This window comes from Variovorax trehalosi (assembly GCF_051216415.1).
Lineage (GTDB): Bacteria > Pseudomonadota > Gammaproteobacteria > Burkholderiales > Burkholderiaceae_C > Variovorax.
Map to the genome: position 1 here is coordinate 206,509 of NZ_JBPJZG010000008.1, position 20,558 is coordinate 227,066.

A 20,558-nucleotide genomic window follows, 5' to 3' on the forward strand; every position below is an offset into this window, starting at 1 on the left:
ACAACCCCAAACAAAGGGCGGGCCGATCCAGGAGGATGGCCCGCCCTTTTGCTTTTTCCTCCTTTTCCAGCGCCCCACCCGATGTCAGTCTCCACCCATGGCCTTCGCGTTCATCGCGGCCCGCAAGTGCTTCGCGCGGCGGTGGAGCTGTTTTCGTCGATGCGCTTCGCGATCGCGCTGCTCACCGTCATCTGCATCGCCTCGATCATCGGCACGGTCATCAAGCAGCACGAGCCGATCAACAACTACATCAACCAGTTCGGGCCGTTCTGGGCAGAGTTCTTCCGTGCGGCACGGCTCGATTCGATCTACAGCGCCTGGTGGTTTCTGCTGATCCTGCTGTTCCTGGTGATCAGCACCACGCTGTGCATCGCGCGCAACACGCCGCGCATCCTGGTCGACCTGAAGACCTTCAAGGAAGACATCCGCGCGCAGAGCCTGAAAGCCTTTGGCCAGCGCGCCGAAAACAAGCTCGCGGAAACGCCGGACGCGGCCGCCAACCGCATCGGCCAACTGCTGGTGAGCGGCGGCTGGAAGGTCAAGCTGCAGCAGCGCGACGGCTCGGGCGACGGCAAGGTCGCGCCGGGCTGGATGGTCGCCGCGCGTGCCGGTGGTGCGCACAAGCTCGGCTACATCGCGGCGCACAGTGCCATCGTGCTGGTGTGCATCGGCGGCCTGCTCGACGGCGACCTCGTGGTGCGCGCGCAGACCTGGTTCAACGGCAAGAGCGTGTTCACCGGCGGCGGCATGATCGCCGACGTGGCGCCCGAGCACCGGCTCTCGGTCAACAACCCGACCTTCCGCGGCAACATCCTCGTGCCCGAGGGCGGGCAGGGCAGCGTGGCCATCCTGAACCAGGCCGACGGCGTGCTGCTGCAGGAGCTGCCGTTCTCCATCGAACTCAAGAAGTTCATCGTCGACTACTACTCGACCGGCATGCCCAAGCTCTTCGCGAGCGAGGTGGTGCTGCACGACCGCGAGACCGGCGCGCAGGTGCCGGCGCGCATCGAGGTGAACCATCCGGCCAGCTACAAGGGCGTGGAGATCTACCAGTCGAGCTTCGACGACGGCGGCTCCAAGGTGAAGCTCAAGGCGGTGCCGATGGCGGCCGCGGCCAAGCCCTTCGAGGTCGAAGGCATCATCGGCGGCCCCAGCACCGAGATCACCAACGGCAAGGACAAGCTCACGCTCGAATACGCCGCGCTGCGCGTGATCAACGTCGAGAACTTCGCCGACGGCGGTGCGATGGGCAGCGGTGCCGACGTGCGCAAGGTCGACCTGCGCCACAGCCTCGAATCGCGCCTGGGCGCCGCCAACAAGACCAACAAGCCGAAGGTGCTGCGCAACATCGGCCCGAGCATCGGCTACAAGCTGCGCGACGCCGCCGGCCAGGCGCGCGAATACCAGAACTACATGGTGCCGGTCGACACCGGCGACGGCCAGCCGGTGTTCCTGCTGGGCATGCGCGAGAAGCCCGAAGACCCGTTCCGCTACCTGCGCGTGCCGGCCGACGATCAGGGCTCGATGGACGGGTTCGTCCGCATGCGCACCGCGCTCGGCGACCCTGACGCCCGCGCGCGCGCCATCGAGCGCTACATCGCCAAGGCAACCGATCCGAAGCGGCCTGAAATGGCCGAGCAGCTGCGCGTGTCGGCCACCCGCGCGCTCGCGCTGTTCTCGGGCAGCGAGCGCGCCAAGGCCGATGCCACCACGGCCGGCGGCTGGCAGGCGATTGCCGAATTCATGGAAGTCAACGTGCCCGAGGCCGAGCGCGAGCGCGCCGGCGCGGTGCTGGTGCGCATCCTCAACGACGTGCTGTTCGAAGTGCTCAACCTGAGCCGAGAGGGCGCCGGCCTGGCCGCGCTTCCGAGCGACGACAAATCGCAGGCCTACCTCACCCAGGCGGTGCTGGCCATCAGCGATGCGCACTTCTACCCGGCGCCGGTCGCGATGATGATGACCGACTTCACCCAGGTGCAGGCCAGCGTGTTCCAAGTGGCGCGTGCCCCCGGCAAGAACGTCGTGTATCTGGGCTGCCTGTTGCTGATCGTCGGGATTTTTGCCATGCTGTACGTGCGCGAGCGTCGGCTGTGGGTGTGGCTCACTCCCGATGGCGCCGCTTCAGGGGACAACGCAACGGCCGCCACGATGGCCTTCTCGGTCAACCGCAAGACGATCGACAGCGACCGCGAATTCGAGCATCTCAAGCACAAGCTGCTCGCACTGGACAAAGAACCAACGGCGACAAAATGAACACCACGACCCTCACGCTCAATGAAAGCTGGCTCTCGCGCCGCAACCTGTTCGACTGGGTGTTCGCGGCGCTGGTGCTGGCAGGCGGCCTGTTCGCCTTCACCCGCTATGCGGGGTCGATGGATTACTACGAGAAGCCGATCCTCGCCGCCGCTGTCATCTCGATGATCGCCATCGGCTGGTTCTGGCGCCCGCTGCGGGTGCTGGCCCTCGTGGTGGCCGCGGCCTCGCTGCTGGCGATCACCTCCTACCAGGGCGACCTGGCGCGCGCCGACTCGGTGTTCTGGCTCAAGTACTTCCTCTCGAGCCAGTCGGCCATCTTGTGGATGAGCGTGCTGTTCTTCATGAGCACGGTGTTCTACTGGCTCGGCTTCTTCGGTGGCAAGCAAGCTGACACTTTCGACGCAATCGGCTCGCGCCTGGCCTGGGCGGCCGTGACGATGGCGCTGATCGGCACGATGGTGCGCTGGTACGAAAGCCACCAGCTCGGCCCGGACATCGGCCACATCCCGGTGAGCAACCTGTACGAAGTGTTCGTGCTGTTCTGCTGGCTGACGGCCGCGTTCTACCTCTACTTCGAAGAGCGCTACAACACCCGCGCGCTCGGTGCGTTCGTGATGCTGGTGGTCAGCGCCGCGGTCGGTTTTTTGCTCTGGTACACGATCGTGCGCGAGGCGCATGAAATCCAGCCGCTGGTGCCGGCCCTGCAGAGCTGGTGGATGAAGCTGCACGTCCCCGCCAACTTCATCGGCTACGGCACCTTCGCGCTCGCGGCGATGGTCGCGTTCGCCTACCTCATCAAGGAGCAGGCCACCGAGACCCGCTGGTACAAGCTCACGCCGATCTGGCTCCTGGGCGTGGCGCTGTGCTTCGTGCCGGTGGCATTTCGCCAGCGCGTGCAGGAAGCCGGCGGCAGCTACTGGGTGATCTATGCGGGCATCTCGGCGCTGATCGCCGCGGGCATCCTGCTCGGGCGCAAGCGCATCGCGGCGCGCCTGCCGGCCAACGAAGTGCTCGACGACGTCATGTACAAGTCGATCACCGTCGGCTTTGCCTTCTTCACCATCGCCACCGTGCTCGGCGCCCTGTGGGCCGCCGACGCCTGGGGCGGCTACTGGAGCTGGGATCCGAAGGAAACCTGGGCGCTGATCGTCTGGCTCAACTACGCGGCCTGGCTGCACATGCGGCTCGTGAAGGGCCTGCGCGGCACGGTGGCCGCGTGGTGGGCGCTGGGCGGCCTGGCAGTCACGACCTTTGCGTTCCTCGGCGTCAACATGTTCCTGAGCGGACTGCACAGCTACGGCACCCTGTAAGCGCGGGCTTTCAGCCTTTCGCGAAGAATTGAAACCACGCGCCGCCATGGCGCGTAACCAAACCAGGGCGTGTCACGAACTACCCTGAGTACAACGATTCACGCGAAAGGCCTGTCATGTCGTTCCCATCCCGTCCGCACCGTCGCGACAACAGCGGTTTCATTCATCCGCTGTCTAGCGAAATCACGCCGCGCGCCGCCTACGAAGGCCGGCGCGATCTGCTCAAGCTGATGGCCACGGGCGCGGCAGGCGCGGCACTGGCCAGCTTTGCAGGGCGCGAGGCTTTCGCCCAGGCGACAGGTCCGCACAAGCTGGCGCTGCTGCCCGCCGTCAAATCGACGGTGCCCGGCGCGCAGACCATGGACAAGCTCACCGACTACAAGGACGCGTCGAGCTACAACAACTTCTACGAGTTCGGCACCGACAAGGGCGATCCGGTCAAGAACGCCGGCACGCTGAAGACGCGGCCGTGGACCGTCGAGGTCGAAGGCCTGGTCAAGAAGCCGGGCAAGTACGGCATCGAGGATCTGCTCAAGCTCAGCGCGCAGGAAGAGCGCATCTACCGCCTGCGCTGCGTCGAGGGCTGGTCGATGGTCATTCCGTGGATCGGCTATTCGCTGGCCGAGCTCATCAAGAAGGTCGAGCCGCAAGGCAACGCCAAGTTCATCGAGTTCGTGACGCTGGCCGATCCGAAGACCATGCCCTTCGTCGGCTCGCGCGTGCTCGACTGGCCCTACACCGAGGGCCTGCGCATGGACGAGGCGATGCATCCGCTCACGCTGCTGGCCTTCGGCATGTACGGCGAGGTGCTGCCCAACCAGAACGGCGCGCCGGTGCGCCTGGTGGTGCCATGGAAGTACGGCTTCAAGTCGGCCAAGTCGATCGTGAAGATCCGCTTCGTCGAGAAGGAGCCGAGCACGGCCTGGAACAAGGCGGCGGCGCAGGAATACGGCTTCTATTCGAACGTGAACCCGAACGTGGACCATCCGCGCTGGAGCCAGGCGACCGAGCGCCGCATTGGCGATGGCGGCGGACTGTTCGCCAAGCGCAACAAGACGCTGATTTTCAACGGCTATGAAGCGCAGGTCGGCCAGCTGTATACGGGCATGGACCTGAAGAAGAACTACTGAGGCGGGCGCGCACCCCTGCTGCTCGCGGGGCGCGACCCGAACGCCATGAACAAGCTGCTGCTCCATCCCGCCGCCAAGCCCCTCGTCTTTGTGCTGTGCCTGCTGCCGTTCGCGTGGCTCGCCTACGGCGTGGCCGTTGGAGAGTTGGGACCCAATCCTCAGGAGTACCTGATCCGCGCGACCGGCGACTGGACGCTGCGCTTCATCTGCATCGTGCTGGCGGTGACGCCGCTGCGCGTCATCAGCAAATGGAACGCGCTCGCGCGCTTTCGCCGCATGCTGGGCCTCTTCGCGTATTTCTACGTGGTGCTGCACCTCTTGTGCTACAGCTGGTTCGACATGAGCTTCGAATGGGGCGAGATCGCCAAGGACATTGCCAAGCGGCCGTTCATCCTGGTGGGCTTCTCGGCCTTCGTGCTGCTGACGCCGCTGGCGGCCACTTCGTTCAATCGCGCGATCAAGGCGATGGGCGCCAAGCGCTGGCAGATGCTGCACAAGCTGGTGTACGTGATCGCCGGGCTGGGTCTGCTGCACTTCTTCTGGATGCGCGCAGGCAAGAACAACTTCGCCGAAGTGTTCGTCTACGTCGCGATCATCGCGGTGCTGCTGGGATGGCGTGTGTGGAACTACGCGAGCAAGCGGAAGGCGAAGGCGCCCGTCGGTGCGCGCGGCGGCGAGAAGCCGCTGCGCAGCACCACCTAGTCAGACCAGTTCGTTGCGCAGCTGATCTTCCATCGTCTCGCGGCGACGGATCAGCGTGGCGCTCTGGCCGCTCACCAGCACTTCGGCCGCACGCGGACGCGTGTTGTAGTTGCTGGACATGCTCATGCAGTACGCACCCGCCGACAGCACGGCGAGCAGGTCGCCGGCCAGCACGTTGAGTGCGCGGTCGCGGCCGATCCAGTCGCCGCTTTCGCAGACCGGGCCGACCACGTCGTAGGTCGGCGCATCGCCGGCGCGGATGCGCAGCGGCACGATCTTTTGGAAGGCCTGGTACATCGCGGGGCGCGGCAGGTCGTTCATCGCGGCATCGACGATGCAGAAATTCTTGTCTTCGCCGGGCTTGGTGTAGAGCACCTCGGTCACGCACACGCCCGCGTTGCCGACCAGCGAACGGCCGGGCTCGATGACCAGCTTGCGCTGTCCGAAGCCGCGTGCGTCGAGCTTGGCGAGCAACTGCTGCCAGAGGTCATCGGCCTTGGGCGGCACTTCGCCGTTGTAGTCAATGCCCAGGCCACCGCCGAAGTCCAGGTGGTGGATCGGCACGCCGGCCGCCTCGATGGCTTCGACCAGGTCGAGCACGCGATCGCAGGCGTCGAGATACGGTGAGGCTTCTGTGATCTGCGAGCCGATGTGGCAATCGATGCCGATCACCTCGAGCCCCGGCAGTCGTGCGGCGTGGCGATAAGCCTCGACCGCGCGGTCGTGCGCGATGCCGAACTTGTTGCCTTTGAGGCCGGTGGAGATGTAGGGGTGCGTCTTCGGATCGACGTTCGGATTGATACGGATGCTGATCGGCGCGCGGCGGCTTTCGGCCAGCGCCACTTCGTTCAGCACATCGAGCTCGGCTTCGCTCTCGACGTTGAAGCAGGCGATGCCGGCCGCAAGGGCCTGGCGCATTTCCGCGCGGGTCTTGCCGACGCCCGAGAAGATGATCTTCTTCGGATCGGCGCCGACGGCCAGCACGCGGGCGAGTTCGCCGCCCGAGACGATGTCGAATCCGCAGCCTGCTTCGGCAAACACACGCAACACGCCGAGCGACGAATTGGCCTTCATCGCATAGCAGATCAGGGCATCGCGGCCCTCGAAGCCGCGCTGGTAGGCGGCCAGCGCATCCAACATCCATTGCTTCGAATAGACGAACAGCGGTGTGCCGTGTTCGCGCGCGAGCGCATCGAGGGCCAGCCCTTCGACATGAAGGGCGTCCTCGCGGTGGGCAATATGGGGATGGCCGGGAAGGGAGGCGTTTGTCACTTGGGCGCTCCGCTGCCGGTGGTGGCTGCGGCCGGCGCACTGCTGGCGGCAGCAGGCTTGGGTGCGGCTTGGTTGGAAGAAGCGCTGGAGTCGCCGGGGGTGATCAATTGCGGCAGGGTGGCCCGCTGAGCGGCTGCGGGATCGCTAGGCAGGTACAACGCACCGCGCTGGCCGCAGGCGGCGAGCCCGGCTGCCGCAGCGGCGATGCAAACCATGAGCGCAGTGCGGCCGCGAGCGGTCACTAGAATTTGGCGAACATTCAACATAACGAAATTGTAATGACCGACACCGAGTACATGGACCGCGCCGAATCAGCGCTCGCTGCGATCGAGCAAGGCTGCGATCGCATCAACGATGCGACCGACGCCGACATCGACAACCAGCGGGTGGGCGGGATGATCACGATGTCCTTCCAGAACGGGAGCCAGCTGATCGTGAACCTGCAGAAGCCGCTGCAGGAGATCTGGCTCGCGGCACGCTCAGGTGGCTATCACTACCGACACGACGGTCGGGCCTGGGTCGACACCAAGACGGGCGAGGAGTTCTTCGGCAACCTCTCGCGCGAAGCCACGCTGCAGGCAGGCCAGCCGCTGGAGTTCGCGGCCGGCTGATCGCTCCGCGTCAGTTCCGGAAGAGATCGAGGATGCGGTTGCGCTCTTCCGGCGGCGCCGGCGGGCTCACCGGCGCGCCGGTCAGGGCTTCGACCGGCGCCACGGGCGCTGCTGCCTCCACGCCGAGGCTTGCCACACCGCGGCCCGGCGCGTAGTCGTCGTAGTACCACTCGCCACCCACATTCACGATGCCCGAGGGCGGCGTGGTCGACAGGTCGGTCACGGGCACGCCCTTGATGGCGGTCTCCATGTAGTTGATCCAGATCGGCAGGCTCAGGCCGCCGCCGGTTTCGCGGTCGCCCAGATTGCGCGGCGTGTCGTAGCCGATCCACGAGATGGCCGTCATCGTGGGCTGGAAGCCCGCGAACCAGGCATCGAGGGAATCGTTGGTGGTGCCGGTCTTGCCGTACAGGTCGGGCCGCTTGAGCATCGCCTGCGCCTTGGCTGCCGTGCCTGCACGCGCCACCGACTGCAGCAATGTGTCCATGATGAAGGCGTTGCGCTGGGGAATGGCGCGGTTCGCCTCATTGAGCAGCGAGGGCTGCTTGTCGACCAGGAGCTTGTCCTTGTGGTCGGTGATGCGGGTCACGAGGTAGGGATTGACGCGGTAGCCGCCGTTGGCGAACACCGAGTAGCCCACCGCCATCTGCATCGGCGTGACGGCGCCCGCGCCGAGCGCCATCGGCAGGTAGGCGGGGTGCTTGTCCTTGTCGAAGCCGAAGTTGGTGATCCATTCCTGTGCATAGCGGGTGCCGATGGATTGCAGGATGCGGATCGACACCAGGTTCTTCGACTTCATCAGCGCCGTGCGCATCGACATCGGGCCGTCGTAGCCGCCGCCGTAGTTCTTGGGCTCCCAGGGCTGGCCGCCGGTGGTGCCGGCATCGAAAAAGAGCGGGCCATCGTTGATGACCGTGGCGGGGGTGAAGCCTTTTTCGAGCGCCGCCGAGTAGATGAAGGGCTTGAAGCTCGAACCCGGCTGGCGCCAGGCCTGCGTGACGTGATTGAACTTGTTCTTGCCGAAATCGAACCCGCCGACCAGTGCCTTGATCGCGCCGTCGCGCGGGTCCATGGCGATGAAGGCGCCTTCCACCTCAGGCAGTTGCGTGATTTCCCAGGTGTTCTTGGGTGTCTTCACCACGCGGATCACCGCGCCGCGGCGGATCTTGATGTTGGGCGGTGCCTTGTCGGAGAGGCCCGACTGGGCGGGCTTGAGGCCTTCGCCGGTGATCTGCACCGGGTCGCCGTTGCCGCGCACAGCGGTGATTTCCTTGGCATTGGCCTTGAGCACCACGGCCGCCATCACGTCGCCGTTGTCGGGGTGGTCGGTGAGTGCGTCGTCGACGGCCTCGTCGAGGTCCTTGTTGTCGGCCGGCAGGTCGACGAACTTCTCGGGGCCGCGGTAGATCTGGCGGCGCTCGTAATCCATGATGCCCTTGCGCAGCGCCTTGTAGGCCGCCGCCTGGTCGGCAGCGACCAGTGAGGTGTAGACCTTGAGGCCGCGCGTGTAGGTGCTGTCGCCGTACTGCGCATACATCAGCTGGCGCACGGTTTCGGCGACGTACTCGGCATGCAGGCGGTTCGGATCTGCCGCGTCGCGCAGATGCAACTCTTCCTTCTTGGCTTCGGCCGCCTGCTCGGCCGTGATGAAGCCGGCTTCCTGCATGCGGTCGATCACATAGAACTGGCGGCCGCGCGCGCGCTGCGGGTTGTTGACCGGGTTGTTCGCGCCCGGCGCCTTCGGCAGGCCGGCCAGCATGGCGGCCTCTGCGATCGTCAGCTCCTGCAGCGGCTTGCCGAAATACGCATCCGACGCGGCGGCGAAACCGTAGGCGCGGTTGCCCAGATAGATCTGGTTCAGGTAGATCTCGAAGATCTGGTCCTTGCTGAGCAGGTGCTCCAGCTTGAAGGTCAGCAGCACCTCGTAGACCTTGCGGGTCAGCGTCTTCTCGGAACTCAGGTAGACATTGCGTGCCACCTGCATCGTGATGGTCGAGGCGCCCTGGCTCTTCACGCGGTTCAGGTTGGCCAGGCCCGCGCGAACCATGCCCTTGTAGTCGACGCCGCCGTGGTCATAGAAGCGCGCGTCCTCGGCGGCGAGCACTGCATCTTTCACCACCTTGGGAATGGCGGCGATCGGCGTGAGGTTGCGACGCTCTTCGCCGAATTCACCGATCAGCGTGCCTTCGGCGGAAAAAACCCGCAGCGGCAGCTTGGGACGGTAGTCGGAAAGTTCCGAGATGTCCGGCAGGTTCGGATAGGCGACCGCCAGGGCCACCGCGACCACGCAGAGGACCGACAGCACACCGGCTGCGGCGATGCCGAACCCCCAGAACACGAAGCGCAGCAGCCATCTGAGCCAGGCTGGGCGTGCGGGAGGAGGGGTCTTGGCTGGCCCTTTGGGGCGTGAAGTTTCTTGCATGAGGGCCCGGAGAGTCACCGGACATTATAAAAAGCCGTCCCTTCGGCCGCGGTTCGATCTTTGCTGTCTCGCACAGTCCTAATTCGAAAGTTACAGAATGCGGCTTTGACGTCAGGTTTTGACAACGTTTGGCCGTTTTGCCCCCCCGGGTTGCTTGGTTGGCGCCACGCCTGCTGCTAGAGTGCAACCGAACGCATATTTTTCCATTGGTTACAAATACAGGGGGAGAGGGACCTAACTTGGCTGCTCTTGGATCATTGTTTCGTCGTCAAAACGCCCCCTTGCTTGGGCTGGATGTCAGCTCGTCCAGCGTCAAGCTGGTCGAGCTCGGCCGCGAGGCCAGCGGCAAGCTGGTTCTGGAACGCTGTGCCATCGAACCCCTGGAACGTGGCTGGATCACCGACGGCAACGTCGAGAAGTTCGACGAGGTGGCCGAGGCCGTCCGGCGCGTCGTGCGCAAGAGCGGCACCAAGACGCGCAACGTCGCGCTCGCGCTGCCACCCTCGGCGGTGATCACCAAGAAGATCATTCTTCCCGGTGGCATGAGCGAACAGGAGCTCGAGATTCAGGTCGAGTCCGAAGCCAACCAGTACATCCCGTTCTCGCTCGACGAAGTCAGCCTCGACTTCTGCGTCACAGGCCCCAGCACCTCGTCCGCAGGCGACGTGGAAGTGCTGATTGCCGCGTCCCGCAAGGAAAAGGTCCAGGACCGCGAAGGCCTGGCAGAGGCGGCCGGACTGAAGGCCATGATCCTGGACGTCGAGTCCTATGCCTCGCGCCTCGCGACCGCACGCCTGATCGAGCAACTGCCCGGCAAGGGCGTGGATTCGATCGTGGCGTTGTTCGAGGTGGGCGCTTTCACTACCAGCATGCAGGTGTTGCGCAACCAGGAAGTGTTGTATGACCGCGACCAGGCCTTCGGGGGCGCCCAACTGACCCAGCTGATCGTCCGCCAGTACGGCTTTTCCGCCGAGGAAGCCGAAGCCAAGAAGCGCAGCGGCGACCTCCCCGACGACTACGGCTCGGGCGTGCTCAAGCCCTTCGTGGAAAGCATCGCGCAGGAAATCGCGCGTGCGCTGCAGTTTTTCTTCACCAGCACACCGCACAACCGCGTGGACTATGTGCTGCTGGCCGGCGGTTCGTCGTCGCTGCCGGGGCTGACCAGTGCCGTCACCCGCCAGACCTCTTTTGCCTGCTCGCTCGTCAATCCGTTCGACGGCATGGATTTCGGGCCGAGCATCCGCGAGAAGAAGGTGCGGCGCGAAGCGCCCTCGTACCTGACCTCTTGCGGCCTTGCCATGCGGAGGTTCCTGCAGTGATCCTCATCAATCTGCTTCCGCACCGCGAAGCCGCACGCAAGCGGCGTCGCGAGGCTTTCTATGGAACCCTCGGCGGCGCTGCGCTGCTGGGCGGCTTGATCGCAGGCCTTGGCTACCTCTGGTTCGAGGCGCAGATCTCGACCCAGCAATCGAAGAACAGCTTCCTGCAAGCCGAGATCAAGAAACTCGAGGTCGAGATCAAGGAAATCTCGACGCTGCAGGATGAAATCGCGGCCCTGCGCGCACGTCAGCAGGCAGTCGAGGACTTGCAGGGCGATCGCAACCTGCCTGTGCACCTGCTCAACGAACTGGTCCGGCAACTGCCCGACGGTGTCTACCTCACCAACATGAAGCAGGACAACCAGACCGTCACGCTGCAAGGCATGGCGCAGTCGAACGAACGCGTGTCCGAACTGCTGCGCAACCTGGGCAACAACAGCCCTTGGCTGGTGAAGCCGGAACTGGTGGAAATCACATCCACTACGGTCAATCTGAGCCAGCGTGATCAGCGTCGCGTCGCCAATTTCACGATGAAGATCGGCCTGAAGCGGCCGACCGATGCACAGAAGGCTGCTGCCGACAAGGCACTGGCGGCCGCGGCGCAGGTGAAGGGGTAATCGAGCATGGCAAGCAATCGCCCCTCTCAAAAAATAGACGCCGGTGCCGTGCTGCGGAACGTTGGCGACCAGTTCCGCGGACTGAATCCAAACGATCCGTCGATGTGGCCGGCAGTGCCGCGCTATGCCCTGTGCCTGGCGGTGACCGCGCTGGTGCTCGTAGCGTTGTGGTTCGTCTGGCTCACCAACTCCGATGACCAGCTCGAGAGCGAGCGCGCCAAGGAGGTGACGCTCAAGGCCGATTACCAGAAGAAGGTCGCGCAGGCAGCCAATCTCGACCTGCTGAAGAAGCAGCGCGAACAGGTGCAGCAGTACGTGACCCTGCTCGAGAAGCAACTGCCCAGCAAGGCCGAAATGGACGCGCTGCTTTCGGACATCAATCAGGCCGGTCTCGGCCGCAGCCTGCAGTTCGAGTTGTTCCGCCCGGGTTCGGTGTCGGTGAAGGATTACTACGCCGAGCTTCCGATTGCCGTGCGCGTCACGGGGCGCTATCACGACATGGGCGCCTTCGCAGCCGACGTTGCCAGCCTCTCGCGCATCGTGACGCTCAACAACATGACGATCACGCCGCAAAAGGACAAGGACGTGCTGACGATGGACGCCACCGCGCGCACCTTCCGCTATCTCGATGAAGACGAGCGGGCCGCCCAGAAACGCGCCACGGCGCCGAAGGCGAAGCAATGAGGGCGGGAACCCAAGTTTTGTGGCTGATGCTGGCCACGGCAGGCCTGAGTGCCTGCGATTCCGGCCAGGAAGACCTGCAACGCTGGATGGTCGAGCAGCGCGCCCAGGTGAAGCCCTCGGTGCCGCCGATTGCCGAGCCGAAGAAGTTCACACCCCAGGCCTACACCGAAGGCTCGTCCTTCGAGCCGTTCAACATCCTGAAGCTGACGCAGGCACTGCGCCGCGAATCGAACCAGCCGAGCACCTCGGAGCTGATCGCGCCCGAACTGGCTCGCCGCAAGGAATCGCTCGAAGCCTTCCCGCTCGATTCGATGGCCATGGTCGGCAGCATGAATCGCAACGGCCAGCCGGTGGCGCTGGTTCGTGTCGACAAGCTGCTCTACAAGGTGCGCGTCGGCGAATACCTGGGGCTCAACTACGGGCGCATTACCCGTATCAACGAAACCGAAGTCGCCTTGCGTGAAATCGTGCAGGACGCCGCCGGTGAATGGATCGAACGCGTGGCGACATTGCAGCTGCAAGAGAGTGCGAAATGAACCAAAAAAAATCAACGATGGCACAGTGGCTGCGCGCCGCCGGGCTGGGTCTGCTGGCCTTCGGTGCAGTTGCCGTCGCCCATGCGCAAAACGCGATCGAAGCTGTCACCAGCTCGACGCAATCCGGCGCCGAGGTGATCCGGATCGATCTGGCCCAGCCGCTCACCGCGGTGCCGGCCGGGTTTGCCGTCCAGACGCCGGCGCGGATCGCGCTCGACTTCCCGGGCGTGACGAACGCCATCGGACGCTCTGCCATTGAGGTGAACCAGGGCAACCTGCGTTCGGTCAACGTGGTGCAGGCCGGCGAGCGTAGTCGGGTGGTGCTGAACCTCAAGCAGGCCACTGCATACAAGACGGAAATCCAGGGCAAGTCGCTGTTGGTCGTTCTTGAGCCTGTGGCTGGCACTGCACTGGCTGCTTCCACAGCCACGGTTTTTGCGGAGAACCGCAATCGCGACACGCTGCCACTGCGCGATGTCGACTTCCGGCTCGGTGCTGACAGCACCGGCCGCGTCATCGTCGACCTGCCGAACAACCAGGTGGGTGTCGACGTCAAGCAGCAAGGCAAGAACCTTGTCGTGGAATTCACCAAGTCGACGCTGCCCGAGGGCCTGCGCCGCCGCCTCGACGTGGGCGACTTCGGAACGCCGGTCCAGCTGATCACGTCACAGCAGTCGGGCGATCGCGTCCGCATGACGATCGAGGCCAAGGGCGACTGGGAGCACAGCGCCTACCAGAGCGAAAACCAGTTCGTGGTGGAAGTGCGTGCCCGCAAGGTCGATCCGACCAAGCTGACGCAAGGCGTCGGCTACAACGGCGAAAAACTGTCGCTTAATTTCCAGAACATCGAGATCCGCTCGCTGCTGCAGGTGATTGCCGATTTCACGAACTTCAATATCGTGACCTCTGACTCGGTGACCGGTGCGTTGACGCTGCGCCTGAAGGATGTGCCGTGGGATCAGGCCCTGGACATCATCATGCAGGCGAAGAACCTGGGCATGCGCAAGAACGGCAGCGTGCTGTGGATTGCGCCGAAGGATGAAATCAACGCCAAGGAAAAGCTGGAATTCGAGGCGAAGGCGGCGATCGAGAACCTGGAGCCGCTGCGTACGCAATCGTTCCAGTTGAACTACACGAAAGCCATTGCCATTGCGCAAGGTCTGACCGGGACTGGTGCCGGCAGTGGTGGTGGCGGCGGCGGTGGCACTACGACGCGTATCCTCAGCCCCCGCGGCAGTGTGATTGCCGAGTCACGCACCAACCAACTGTTCGTTTCGGATATTCCGTCGCGCTTGGCGCAGGTGACCGAACTGATCCAGAAGCTCGACGTCCCCGTTCGACAGGTGCTGATTGAGGCGCGTATCGTCGAAGCCTCGGACACCTTCGGCAAATCATTGGGTGTGCGACTGGGCGGCGGTCTCTCCGGCGAACGCTTCGCATCGTCAGCGGGCAATCGTGCTTATGGAAACGTCGGTGTGATGCCGATCGTCACCCCGGGCACCAACGGTGGCCCCAGCACCGCAGTTACTACCTGGACTAACTCCAATTTCATCAACCTGCCCGCAGGCGATGCAGGTGGTACGGGTAACGCCGCTGGCGCCTTCGCGATCTCGCTGTTCAACTCGAGCTTCTCGCGCATGCTGAACCTCGAAATCTCCGCGCTCGAAGCCGACGGCAAGGGCAAGCTGGTTTCCAGCCCCCGCGTCATCACGGCCGACCAGACCAAGGCGCTGATCGAGCAGGGCGAAGAAATCCCCTACCAACAGGCGACGTCCAGCGGTGCAACTTCCATCTCTTTCCGCAAGGCGGTGCTGAAGCTTGAAGTGACCCCGCAGATCACACCCGAAGGCAACATCATCCTGACCCTGGACGTGAGCAAGGACGCCCGCGGCGTCAACACTTCGGCGGGTCCGGCCATCAACACCAAGCACGTGCAGACCGAGGTGCTGGTCGAGAACGGCGGCACGGTCGTCATCGGTGGTATCTTCGAACTTACCGAAACCAATGACGAGTCGCGCGTGCCGGTGCTGGGTGAAATCCCCTACATGGGGGCATTGTTCCGCAAGCGCGAACGCGTTGCCAACAAGACCGAAATGCTCGTCTTTATCACCCCAAAGATGATTACCGACCGCAACGCCGCGCGCTGACGCGCGGGCGTAGCAGCTACCGCGTGGCGGTCGCACTCGTCGGCTTGCCCGGCGCCGGAAAATCCGCAGTGGGCCGGCGCCTGGGGGCGCGGCTGAACACTCCATTCATCGACACCGATCACGTGATCGAACAGCGTATCGGCTGCTCGATCCGTGATTACTTCGACCGCGAAGGCGAAGCGGTCTTCCGGGATCTCGAACAGACCGTCATCGCCGATCTCGCCGCAAACGCCCAGGGCGTGCTGGCCACCGGCGGCGGAGCCGTGCTGCGGGAAGCCAACCGCCGCCAGTTGCGCGATCACTTCCACGTGATCTACCTGCGCTCCTCTCCCGAAGATCTGTTCCGGCGCCTGCGCCACGATGTCAAGCGACCGCTCTTGCAGGTGGCCGATCCCTTAGGCCGGCTTCGCGAACTGCACGATGCGCGCGACCCGCTCTACCGCGAAACGGCCCACGACGTAGTCGACACCGGCCGCCCTTCGATCGCCATGCTGGTCAACATCATCGTGATGCAGCTCGAGCTCGCCGGCGTCGTCGCGCCGGGCGCCCATCCGGAAGAGCCCACTGTCTGACTGGCTCCGGCCGCAGCGCCTAAACTCGCTGCCATGCCATTGCCCGCACCTTCCGCACCGCCAGAACGCGTCGACATCCAGCTCGGCGAACGCAGCTACCCCATCCTGATCGGCGCCGGCCTGCTGGACGATCCGGCAAGCTTCGCGGCCACGCCCGCGGCGGCCAGCGCGCTGATCGTCAGCAACACCACGGTCGCTCCGCTCTACGCCAAGGCCCTTCGGACCGCATTGGCGAACCGCTTTCGCACCGTGCACCTGCTGGAGCTCCCCGACGGCGAGGTGCACAAGAACCTCGAGACCCTGAACCTGATCTTCGACGCGCTGCTCGGCCACGGCAGCGACCGCAAGACCGTGCTGTTCGCCCTGGGCGGCGGCGTGGTGGGCGACATGACCGGCTTCGCCGCCGCGAGCTACATGCGCGGCGTGCCCTTCGTCCAGGTGCCGACCACGCTGCTGGCGCAGGTCGATTCGTCGGTCGGCGGCAAGACGGCCATCAACCACCCGCTGGGCAAGAACATGATCGGCGCGTTCTACCAGCCGCAGCTCGTGGTCTGCGATCTCGGCACCTTGCAGACCCTGCCGCCGCGCGAACTCAGCGCGGGCTTGGCCGAGGTGATCAAGTACGGGCCGATCCACGACATGGCCTTCTTCGACTGGATCGAGACGAACATCGATGCGCTGGTCGCGCGAGATCCGGCTGCGCTGGCCTACGCCGTCAAGCGCAGCTGCGAGATCAAGGCGCTGGTGGTCGGCCAGGACGAGCGCGAGACGGGCCTGCGGGCCATCCTGAATTTCGGCCACACCTTCGGCCACGCGATCGAATCAGGCCTCGGCTATGGCGAATGGCTGCATGGCGAGGCGGTCGGCTGCGGCATGGTCATGGCGGCGCATCTGTCGCGGCGGTTGGGCGGCGTCGATGCGGCTTTCGTGGCGCGGCTCACGCGCCTCATCGAGCGTGCGGGCCTCCCGATCGTCGGTCCGGCGCTGGGCGCGGACCGCTATCTCGAACTCATGCGCGTTGACAAGAAATCGGAAGCCGGCGAGATCCGTTTCGTGGTGATCGACAAGCCCGGTTCCGCCGCAGTCACCAGCGCGCCCGACGCGCTGGTGCGCGAAGTGCTCGCGCAGTGCTGCGCGGGATGAGCCTTGCGGCCTACGCCTGTCACCCCGCGCAGTCGCGCGGTCGCCGCCATGCCGAGCCGCCCGCGCCCACGCGCGATGCCTTCCAGCGCGACCGCGACCGCATCGTGCATTCCACGGCGTTCCGCCGGCTGGTCTACAAGACCCAGGTCTTCCTGAACCACGAAGGTGACCTTTTCCGCACGCGGCTCACGCATTCGCTGGAGGTTGCGCAGCTGGGCCGCTCGATCGCACGTGCCCTGCGCCTGAACGAAGACTTGGTTGAAGCGATTGCTCTCGCGCACGACTTGGGCCACACGCCTTTCGGGCATGCCGGGCAGGATGCGCTCAACGCCTGCATGACCGGCCACGGTGGCTTCGAGCACAACCTGCAGAGCCTGCGGGTGGTGGATGCGCTGGAGCACCGCTACCCGCAATACGACGGCCTCAATCTCAGCTTCGAGACGCGCGAGGGCATCCTCAAGCACTGCTCGCGCGCGAATGCGGAGCGCCTGGAGCTGGCCGAGCCGAACGGCGTGGCGCGTCGCTTCCTCGACCGTACGCAGCCCGGCCTCGAGGCGCAGCTGTGCAACCTGGCCGATGCCATCGCCTACAACGCCCACGACATCGACGACGGCGTGCGCTCGGGCCTCATCAGCGTCGGGCAGTTGGCCGAGGTGGAACTCTTCGAGCGCTACCGCCGCGAGGCGCTGTCCGAGCATCCCGAGCTGCAAGGGCGCCGTGTGCTCTACGAGACCATCCGGCGCATGCTGAGCGCCCAGGTCTACGACGTGATCGACGCCACGCGCGCGGCGCTGCAGACGCTGGCGCCCGCCGATGCGGACGGCGTGCGCAACGCCGCACCCATCGTCGCCTTCAGCGAGACCATGCAGTTCCAGTCGGACGAGCTCAAGCGCTTCCTGTTCCGCAACCTGTATCGCCACCCGCAGGTGACGCAGACGACCGACCAGGCGCAGCAGGTGGTGCGGGAACTGTTCGAGGCTTACCTCGAACGCGGCGCCGAGATGCCCGGCTCCTATGCCGAGCGCCACGACCGGCCCCGGGCCGTGGCTGACTACATCGCGGGCATGACCGATCGCTTTGCGATGCGCGAGCACGAGCGGCTGACTGGCCGGCGGGGCATCGCGTGAGCGCGAACCCCGCACCGCGCGTTCCGCTTGCGGCCTTCGCCGTCATGCTGGGCGGCGTCAGTGCCGCGTTGCATCTGGGAAAGCTGCCGCCCGCCGTGCCGGCGCTGCAGGCCTCGCTCGGCATCGGACTGGTCGAGGCGGGGTTCCTGCTCTCGCTCGTGCAGGTGGCGAGCATGACGCTGGGCCTCGTGGCCGGCCTCGCAGCCGACACCATCGGCTTGCGCCGAAGCATGCTGACGGGGCTCCTCGTACTGACGGCGGCCAGCCTGCTCGGCGGCGCGGTCGGCGCGGGTCTCGTTGGTGGCGCACATGCCGTTCAATGGCTGCTGGTCTTGCGCGCGGTCGAAGGCATCGGTTTCCTGCTGGCGGTGATGCCGGGGCCCGGATTGATCCGCGCCCTGACGCCGTCGGGCGCCGACAAGGCCGCGCTCGGCCTCTGGGGCGCCTACATGCCGCTGGGCGTGGCCCTCGCGTTGCTGCTGGGACCTGCCTTGATCGCCTGGGGCGGCTGGGCCGACTGGTGGTGGGCGCTGTCGGTCGTTTCGGCCGCAGCCGCGCTGTGGGTGTGGTCTGCCGTGCCGGCGGACCGATTGCGTCCAGCCGCGACGGGCGGCGCCAGCGAAGGCTGGGTCTCGCGCCTGCGCGCCACCGTCGGTGCCCGCGCACCCTGGCTGACCGCGCTGACCTTCGCCGTGTATTCCGCCCAGTGGATGGCCGTGATCGGCTTTCTCCCCGCCATCTACGCCGGTGCGGGCGTGCCGGCCGGCTGGAATGCGGTGCTCACCGCGATCGCCGCAGCGATGAACATCGTTGGCAACGTCGCCGGTGGCCGCTGGCTGCAGCGCGGCGTGGCGCCCGAGCGGTTGCTGCAATGGGGCTTCCTGGCAATGGCGCTGGGCGGCGTGGCCGCATTCGCGCAGGTGGGGCAGGGCGTTGACGCGCTGGGCTTGCCGCCCGCGTTGCGCTACGCCGCGGTCTGCGCCTTCTCGCTCGGCGGCGGCATGGTGCCGGCGACGCTGTTCCTGCTCGGTGTCCGGCTGGCGCCCGGGCCCACCACGGTTTCCACGACGGTGGGGCTCATGCAGCAGGCCTCTTCGCTGGGGCAGTTCCTGGCGCCTCCCGCCGTGGCGTGGGTCGCGCACCGCGTCGGTGGCTGGCACTGGACCTGGGCGGCCACGTTAGCCTGTTCAGTGGTCGGAATGGCGCTCGCGCGGCGACTCGGGCGACTAAGCCCCGCAACGGAGGCGGCATGACCAGCCCGGCGACAATCGACGCCTTTCAGGCCGAAGCCGACACGCGGCGCTGGCTCGAGCGAGCGGTCATCGGCCTCAACCTGTGCCCGTTCGCCAAGGCGGTGCACGTGAAGGCGCAGATCCATTACGCGGTGCACCTGCCCGCCGACGAGTCCGGCCTGATGGAAGCGCTTCTTGCCGAAGCCAACGAACTCGCAGCCGTCGACGCCGCCGTGCGCGACACCACCCTTCTGATCGCACCCAACACCTTGGCGGATTTTCTGGACTTCAACGATTTTCTGGGCCGTGCCGAACGCAAGCTCGCTCGAGCGGGCTTCGACGGCGTGTTCCAGCTCGCAAGCTTTCACCCGCAGTTCCAGTTCGCGGGCACCGAGCCGGACGACATCGAGAACGCGACCAACCGCGCGCCGTATCCCACGCTGCACCTGCTGCGCGAAGACAGCGTGAGCCGCGCGGTCGAGGCGTTTCCGGAAGCCGAGGCCATCTTCGAACGCAACATCGAAACACTCGAAGCGCTGGGCCCGGCAGGCTGGGCCGCGCTCGACGTGGGCCCAGGGAGTGCCCGACCATGAATGCACATGCCGCGGCCAAGGCCACGAAGACCAACAAGGCCGCGAAGGCCGACGCCGAGCTGACCGAAGTTCTGCGCCCCGGGCAGTCCATCGAACTGCTCAAGGAACTGCACATCCTCACGCGCGAGGGCCGGCTCAACCAGGATTCGCGGCGCAAGCTCAAGCAGGTCTATCACCTGTTCCAGTTCATCGAGCAACTGCTGCGCGAGCTGCCGGGCGAGGGCGCCGAGGCCACGCTGGCCGACCATGGCGCGGGCAAGTCGTACCTCGGCTTCATCATCTACGACCTGTTCTTCCGGGCGCGCCAGGGCGGGCATGTCTACGGCATCGAGACGCGCGCCGAACTGGTCGAGCGCTCGCGCAAGCTGGCCGCGCACCTGGGCTTCGGCCGCATGTCGTTCCTCAACCTCACGGTGGCTGAATCGGCGAATGCGAGCGAGCTGCCGGCGCAGATCGACGTGGTCACCGCGCTGCATGCCTGCGACACCGCGACCGACGACGCCATCGCCTTCGGCCTGGCGAAGAAGGCGCGCTGCATGGTGCTGGTGCCGTGCTGCCAGGCGGAAGTGGCGGCGTGCCTGCGCGAGACCAAGGCGCTGGCCCTGTCGCGCACGCCGCTCGCGGAGCTGTGGCGGCATCCGCTGCACACGCGCGAAATCGGCAGCCAGCTCACCAATGTGCTGCGCTGCCTGTACCTCGAAGCCAATGGCTACAGCGTCACTGTGACCGAGCTGGTCGGCTGGGAGCACAGCATGAAAAACGAGTTGATCCTGGCGCGCTACACCGGGCAGCGCAAGGCGAGCGCGGCGACGCGTTTGGGTGAACTGCTGTCGCAGTTCGGGCTCGACGCGCTGGGCGATACGCGGTTTCGCCTCGGCTGAGGCT

19 protein-coding genes are annotated in these 20,558 nt (G+C 65.6%); 16 read left to right on the forward strand and 3 right to left on the reverse strand.

The genetic code is table 11. The annotated features are described in order from the left end of the window. Positions 1 to 81: 81 nt before the first annotated feature. The 4 genes from ACSFA7_RS27490 (at position 82) to ACSFA7_RS27505 (ending at position 5,398) form a co-directional block, all read left to right on the forward strand. Entirely contained in the window at positions 82 to 2,253 is a 2,172-nt protein-coding gene (locus tag ACSFA7_RS27490; RefSeq protein WP_435502288.1) for a cytochrome c biogenesis protein ResB, read from the forward strand. Next, positions 2,250 to 3,566 carry a c-type cytochrome biogenesis protein CcsB gene (ccsB, locus tag ACSFA7_RS27495; RefSeq protein ID WP_435502289.1) on the forward strand — a complete coding sequence of 439 codons (1,317 nt, stop codon included), beginning with the start codon at positions 2,250 to 2,252 and terminating at the stop codon, positions 3,564 to 3,566. The genes ACSFA7_RS27490 and ccsB overlap by 4 nt, the downstream gene beginning before the upstream one ends. Before the next feature lie 116 nt (positions 3,567 to 3,682). Then, the gene (gene msrP / locus ACSFA7_RS27500; RefSeq protein WP_435502290.1) at positions 3,683 to 4,696 is read left to right on the forward strand and encodes a protein-methionine-sulfoxide reductase catalytic subunit MsrP; all 1,014 of its coding nucleotides are present in this window, start codon (positions 3,683 to 3,685) and stop codon (positions 4,694 to 4,696) included. 45 nt (positions 4,697 to 4,741) lie between these two features. Continuing rightward, positions 4,742 to 5,398, forward strand: a complete 657-nt coding sequence (locus ACSFA7_RS27505) for a protein-methionine-sulfoxide reductase heme-binding subunit MsrQ (RefSeq protein ID WP_435502291.1) — start codon at positions 4,742 to 4,744, stop codon at positions 5,396 to 5,398. Here ACSFA7_RS27505 and lysA read toward each other — a convergent pair whose 3' ends face one another. Together lysA and lptM are read right to left on the reverse strand one after the other, a co-directional pair. Next, positions 5,399 to 6,670 carry a diaminopimelate decarboxylase gene (lysA, locus tag ACSFA7_RS27510; RefSeq protein WP_435502292.1) on the reverse strand — a complete coding sequence of 424 codons (1,272 nt, stop codon included), beginning with the start codon at positions 6,668 to 6,670 and terminating at the stop codon, positions 5,399 to 5,401. Beyond that, positions 6,667 to 6,936 carry an LPS translocon maturation chaperone LptM gene (lptM, locus tag ACSFA7_RS27515; RefSeq protein WP_435502293.1) on the reverse strand — a complete coding sequence of 90 codons (270 nt, stop codon included), beginning with the start codon at positions 6,934 to 6,936 and terminating at the stop codon, positions 6,667 to 6,669. Before lptM ends, lysA begins: the two co-directional genes overlap by 4 nt. Before the next feature lie 12 nt (positions 6,937 to 6,948). Between lptM and cyaY the strand changes: the two genes are divergently transcribed. Further along, positions 6,949 to 7,281, forward strand: coding sequence for an iron donor protein CyaY (cyaY, locus tag ACSFA7_RS27520; protein ID WP_435502294.1), 333 nt, complete (start codon positions 6,949 to 6,951; stop codon positions 7,279 to 7,281). 10 nt (positions 7,282 to 7,291) lie between these two features. Here cyaY and ACSFA7_RS27525 read toward each other — a convergent pair whose 3' ends face one another. Then, entirely contained in the window at positions 7,292 to 9,703 is a 2,412-nt protein-coding gene (locus tag ACSFA7_RS27525; protein ID WP_435502295.1) for a penicillin-binding protein 1A, read from the reverse strand. Between the two features lie 239 nt (positions 9,704 to 9,942). Between ACSFA7_RS27525 and ACSFA7_RS27530 the strand changes: the two genes are divergently transcribed. The 11 genes from ACSFA7_RS27530 to ACSFA7_RS27580 are packed head-to-tail and all read left to right on the forward strand — an operon-like array spanning position 9,943 to position 20,554. Beyond that, a complete protein-coding gene (locus ACSFA7_RS27530) occupies positions 9,943 to 11,022 on the forward strand; it encodes a pilus assembly protein PilM (protein WP_013539687.1) in 1,080 nt (359 codons plus the stop codon). Next, positions 11,019 to 11,639 carry a PilN domain-containing protein gene (locus ACSFA7_RS27535; RefSeq protein ID WP_435502296.1) on the forward strand — a complete coding sequence of 207 codons (621 nt, stop codon included), beginning with the start codon at positions 11,019 to 11,021 and terminating at the stop codon, positions 11,637 to 11,639. The genes ACSFA7_RS27530 and ACSFA7_RS27535 overlap by 4 nt, the downstream gene beginning before the upstream one ends. 6 nt (positions 11,640 to 11,645) lie before the next feature. Then, a complete protein-coding gene (locus tag ACSFA7_RS27540; protein WP_435502297.1) occupies positions 11,646 to 12,323 on the forward strand; it encodes a type IV pilus inner membrane component PilO in 678 nt (225 codons plus the stop codon). After that, complete coding sequence (locus ACSFA7_RS27545) at positions 12,320 to 12,859, forward strand: pilus assembly protein PilP (RefSeq protein WP_435502298.1); 540 nt, start codon at positions 12,320 to 12,322, stop codon at positions 12,857 to 12,859. The genes ACSFA7_RS27540 and ACSFA7_RS27545 overlap by 4 nt, the downstream gene beginning before the upstream one ends. Beyond that, a complete protein-coding gene (locus tag ACSFA7_RS27550) occupies positions 12,856 to 15,006 on the forward strand; it encodes a type IV pilus secretin PilQ (protein WP_435502299.1) in 2,151 nt (716 codons plus the stop codon). Before ACSFA7_RS27545 ends, ACSFA7_RS27550 begins: the two co-directional genes overlap by 4 nt. A gap of 23 nt (positions 15,007 to 15,029) precedes the next feature. Beyond that, positions 15,030 to 15,578, forward strand: a complete 549-nt coding sequence (locus ACSFA7_RS27555) for a shikimate kinase (protein WP_435502300.1) — start codon at positions 15,030 to 15,032, stop codon at positions 15,576 to 15,578. Between the two features lie 33 nt (positions 15,579 to 15,611). Further along, positions 15,612 to 16,721, forward strand: coding sequence for a 3-dehydroquinate synthase (gene aroB, locus ACSFA7_RS27560; RefSeq protein WP_435502301.1), 1,110 nt, complete (start codon positions 15,612 to 15,614; stop codon positions 16,719 to 16,721). Beyond that, positions 16,718 to 17,848: a deoxyguanosinetriphosphate triphosphohydrolase gene (locus tag ACSFA7_RS27565; protein ID WP_435502302.1), complete on the forward strand. Its 1,131-nt coding sequence runs from the start codon at positions 16,718 to 16,720 to the stop codon at positions 17,846 to 17,848. The genes aroB and ACSFA7_RS27565 overlap by 4 nt, the downstream gene beginning before the upstream one ends. 44 nt (positions 17,849 to 17,892) lie before the next feature. Then, the gene (locus ACSFA7_RS27570; protein ID WP_435502356.1) at positions 17,893 to 19,101 is read left to right on the forward strand and encodes an MFS transporter; all 1,209 of its coding nucleotides are present in this window, start codon (positions 17,893 to 17,895) and stop codon (positions 19,099 to 19,101) included. Next, the gene (locus tag ACSFA7_RS27575; protein ID WP_435502303.1) at positions 19,098 to 19,673 is read left to right on the forward strand and encodes a DUF1415 domain-containing protein; all 576 of its coding nucleotides are present in this window, start codon (positions 19,098 to 19,100) and stop codon (positions 19,671 to 19,673) included. The genes ACSFA7_RS27570 and ACSFA7_RS27575 overlap by 4 nt, the downstream gene beginning before the upstream one ends. Then, on the forward strand, positions 19,670 to 20,554 hold the full coding sequence (locus ACSFA7_RS27580; protein WP_435502304.1) for a class I SAM-dependent methyltransferase: 885 nt from the start codon (positions 19,670 to 19,672) through the stop codon (positions 20,552 to 20,554). Before ACSFA7_RS27575 ends, ACSFA7_RS27580 begins: the two co-directional genes overlap by 4 nt. Positions 20,555 to 20,558 lie beyond the last annotated feature (4 nt).

Bases quoted from the DNA above. Each gene is read 5' to 3' on its own strand.
- lptM (WP_435502293.1), bottom strand. From the start codon at position 6,936: ATGTTGAATGTTCGCCAAATTCTAGTGACCGCTCGCGGCCGCACTGCG.
- msrP (WP_435502290.1), top strand. From the start codon at position 3,683: ATGTCGTTCCCATCCCGTCCGCACCGTCGCGACAACAGCGGTTTCATT.
- ACSFA7_RS27490 (WP_435502288.1), top strand. From the start codon at position 82: ATGTCAGTCTCCACCCATGGCCTTCGCGTTCATCGCGGCCCGCAAGTG.
- ACSFA7_RS27545 (WP_435502298.1), top strand. From the start codon at position 12,320: ATGAGGGCGGGAACCCAAGTTTTGTGGCTGATGCTGGCCACGGCAGGC.
- ACSFA7_RS27540 (WP_435502297.1), top strand. From the start codon at position 11,646: ATGGCAAGCAATCGCCCCTCTCAAAAAATAGACGCCGGTGCCGTGCTG.
- aroB (WP_435502301.1), top strand. From the start codon at position 15,612: ATGCCATTGCCCGCACCTTCCGCACCGCCAGAACGCGTCGACATCCAG.
- cyaY (WP_435502294.1), top strand. From the start codon at position 6,949: ATGACCGACACCGAGTACATGGACCGCGCCGAATCAGCGCTCGCTGCG.
- ACSFA7_RS27525 (WP_435502295.1), bottom strand. From the start codon at position 9,703: ATGCAAGAAACTTCACGCCCCAAAGGGCCAGCCAAGACCCCTCCTCCC.
- ACSFA7_RS27565 (WP_435502302.1), top strand. From the start codon at position 16,718: ATGAGCCTTGCGGCCTACGCCTGTCACCCCGCGCAGTCGCGCGGTCGC.
- ACSFA7_RS27570 (WP_435502356.1), top strand. From the start codon at position 17,893: ATGCTGGGCGGCGTCAGTGCCGCGTTGCATCTGGGAAAGCTGCCGCCC.
- ACSFA7_RS27505 (WP_435502291.1), top strand. From the start codon at position 4,742: ATGAACAAGCTGCTGCTCCATCCCGCCGCCAAGCCCCTCGTCTTTGTG.
- ACSFA7_RS27580 (WP_435502304.1), top strand. From the start codon at position 19,670: ATGAATGCACATGCCGCGGCCAAGGCCACGAAGACCAACAAGGCCGCG.
- ACSFA7_RS27575 (WP_435502303.1), top strand. From the start codon at position 19,098: ATGACCAGCCCGGCGACAATCGACGCCTTTCAGGCCGAAGCCGACACG.
- ccsB (WP_435502289.1), top strand. From the start codon at position 2,250: ATGAACACCACGACCCTCACGCTCAATGAAAGCTGGCTCTCGCGCCGC.
- ACSFA7_RS27550 (WP_435502299.1), top strand. From the start codon at position 12,856: ATGAACCAAAAAAAATCAACGATGGCACAGTGGCTGCGCGCCGCCGGG.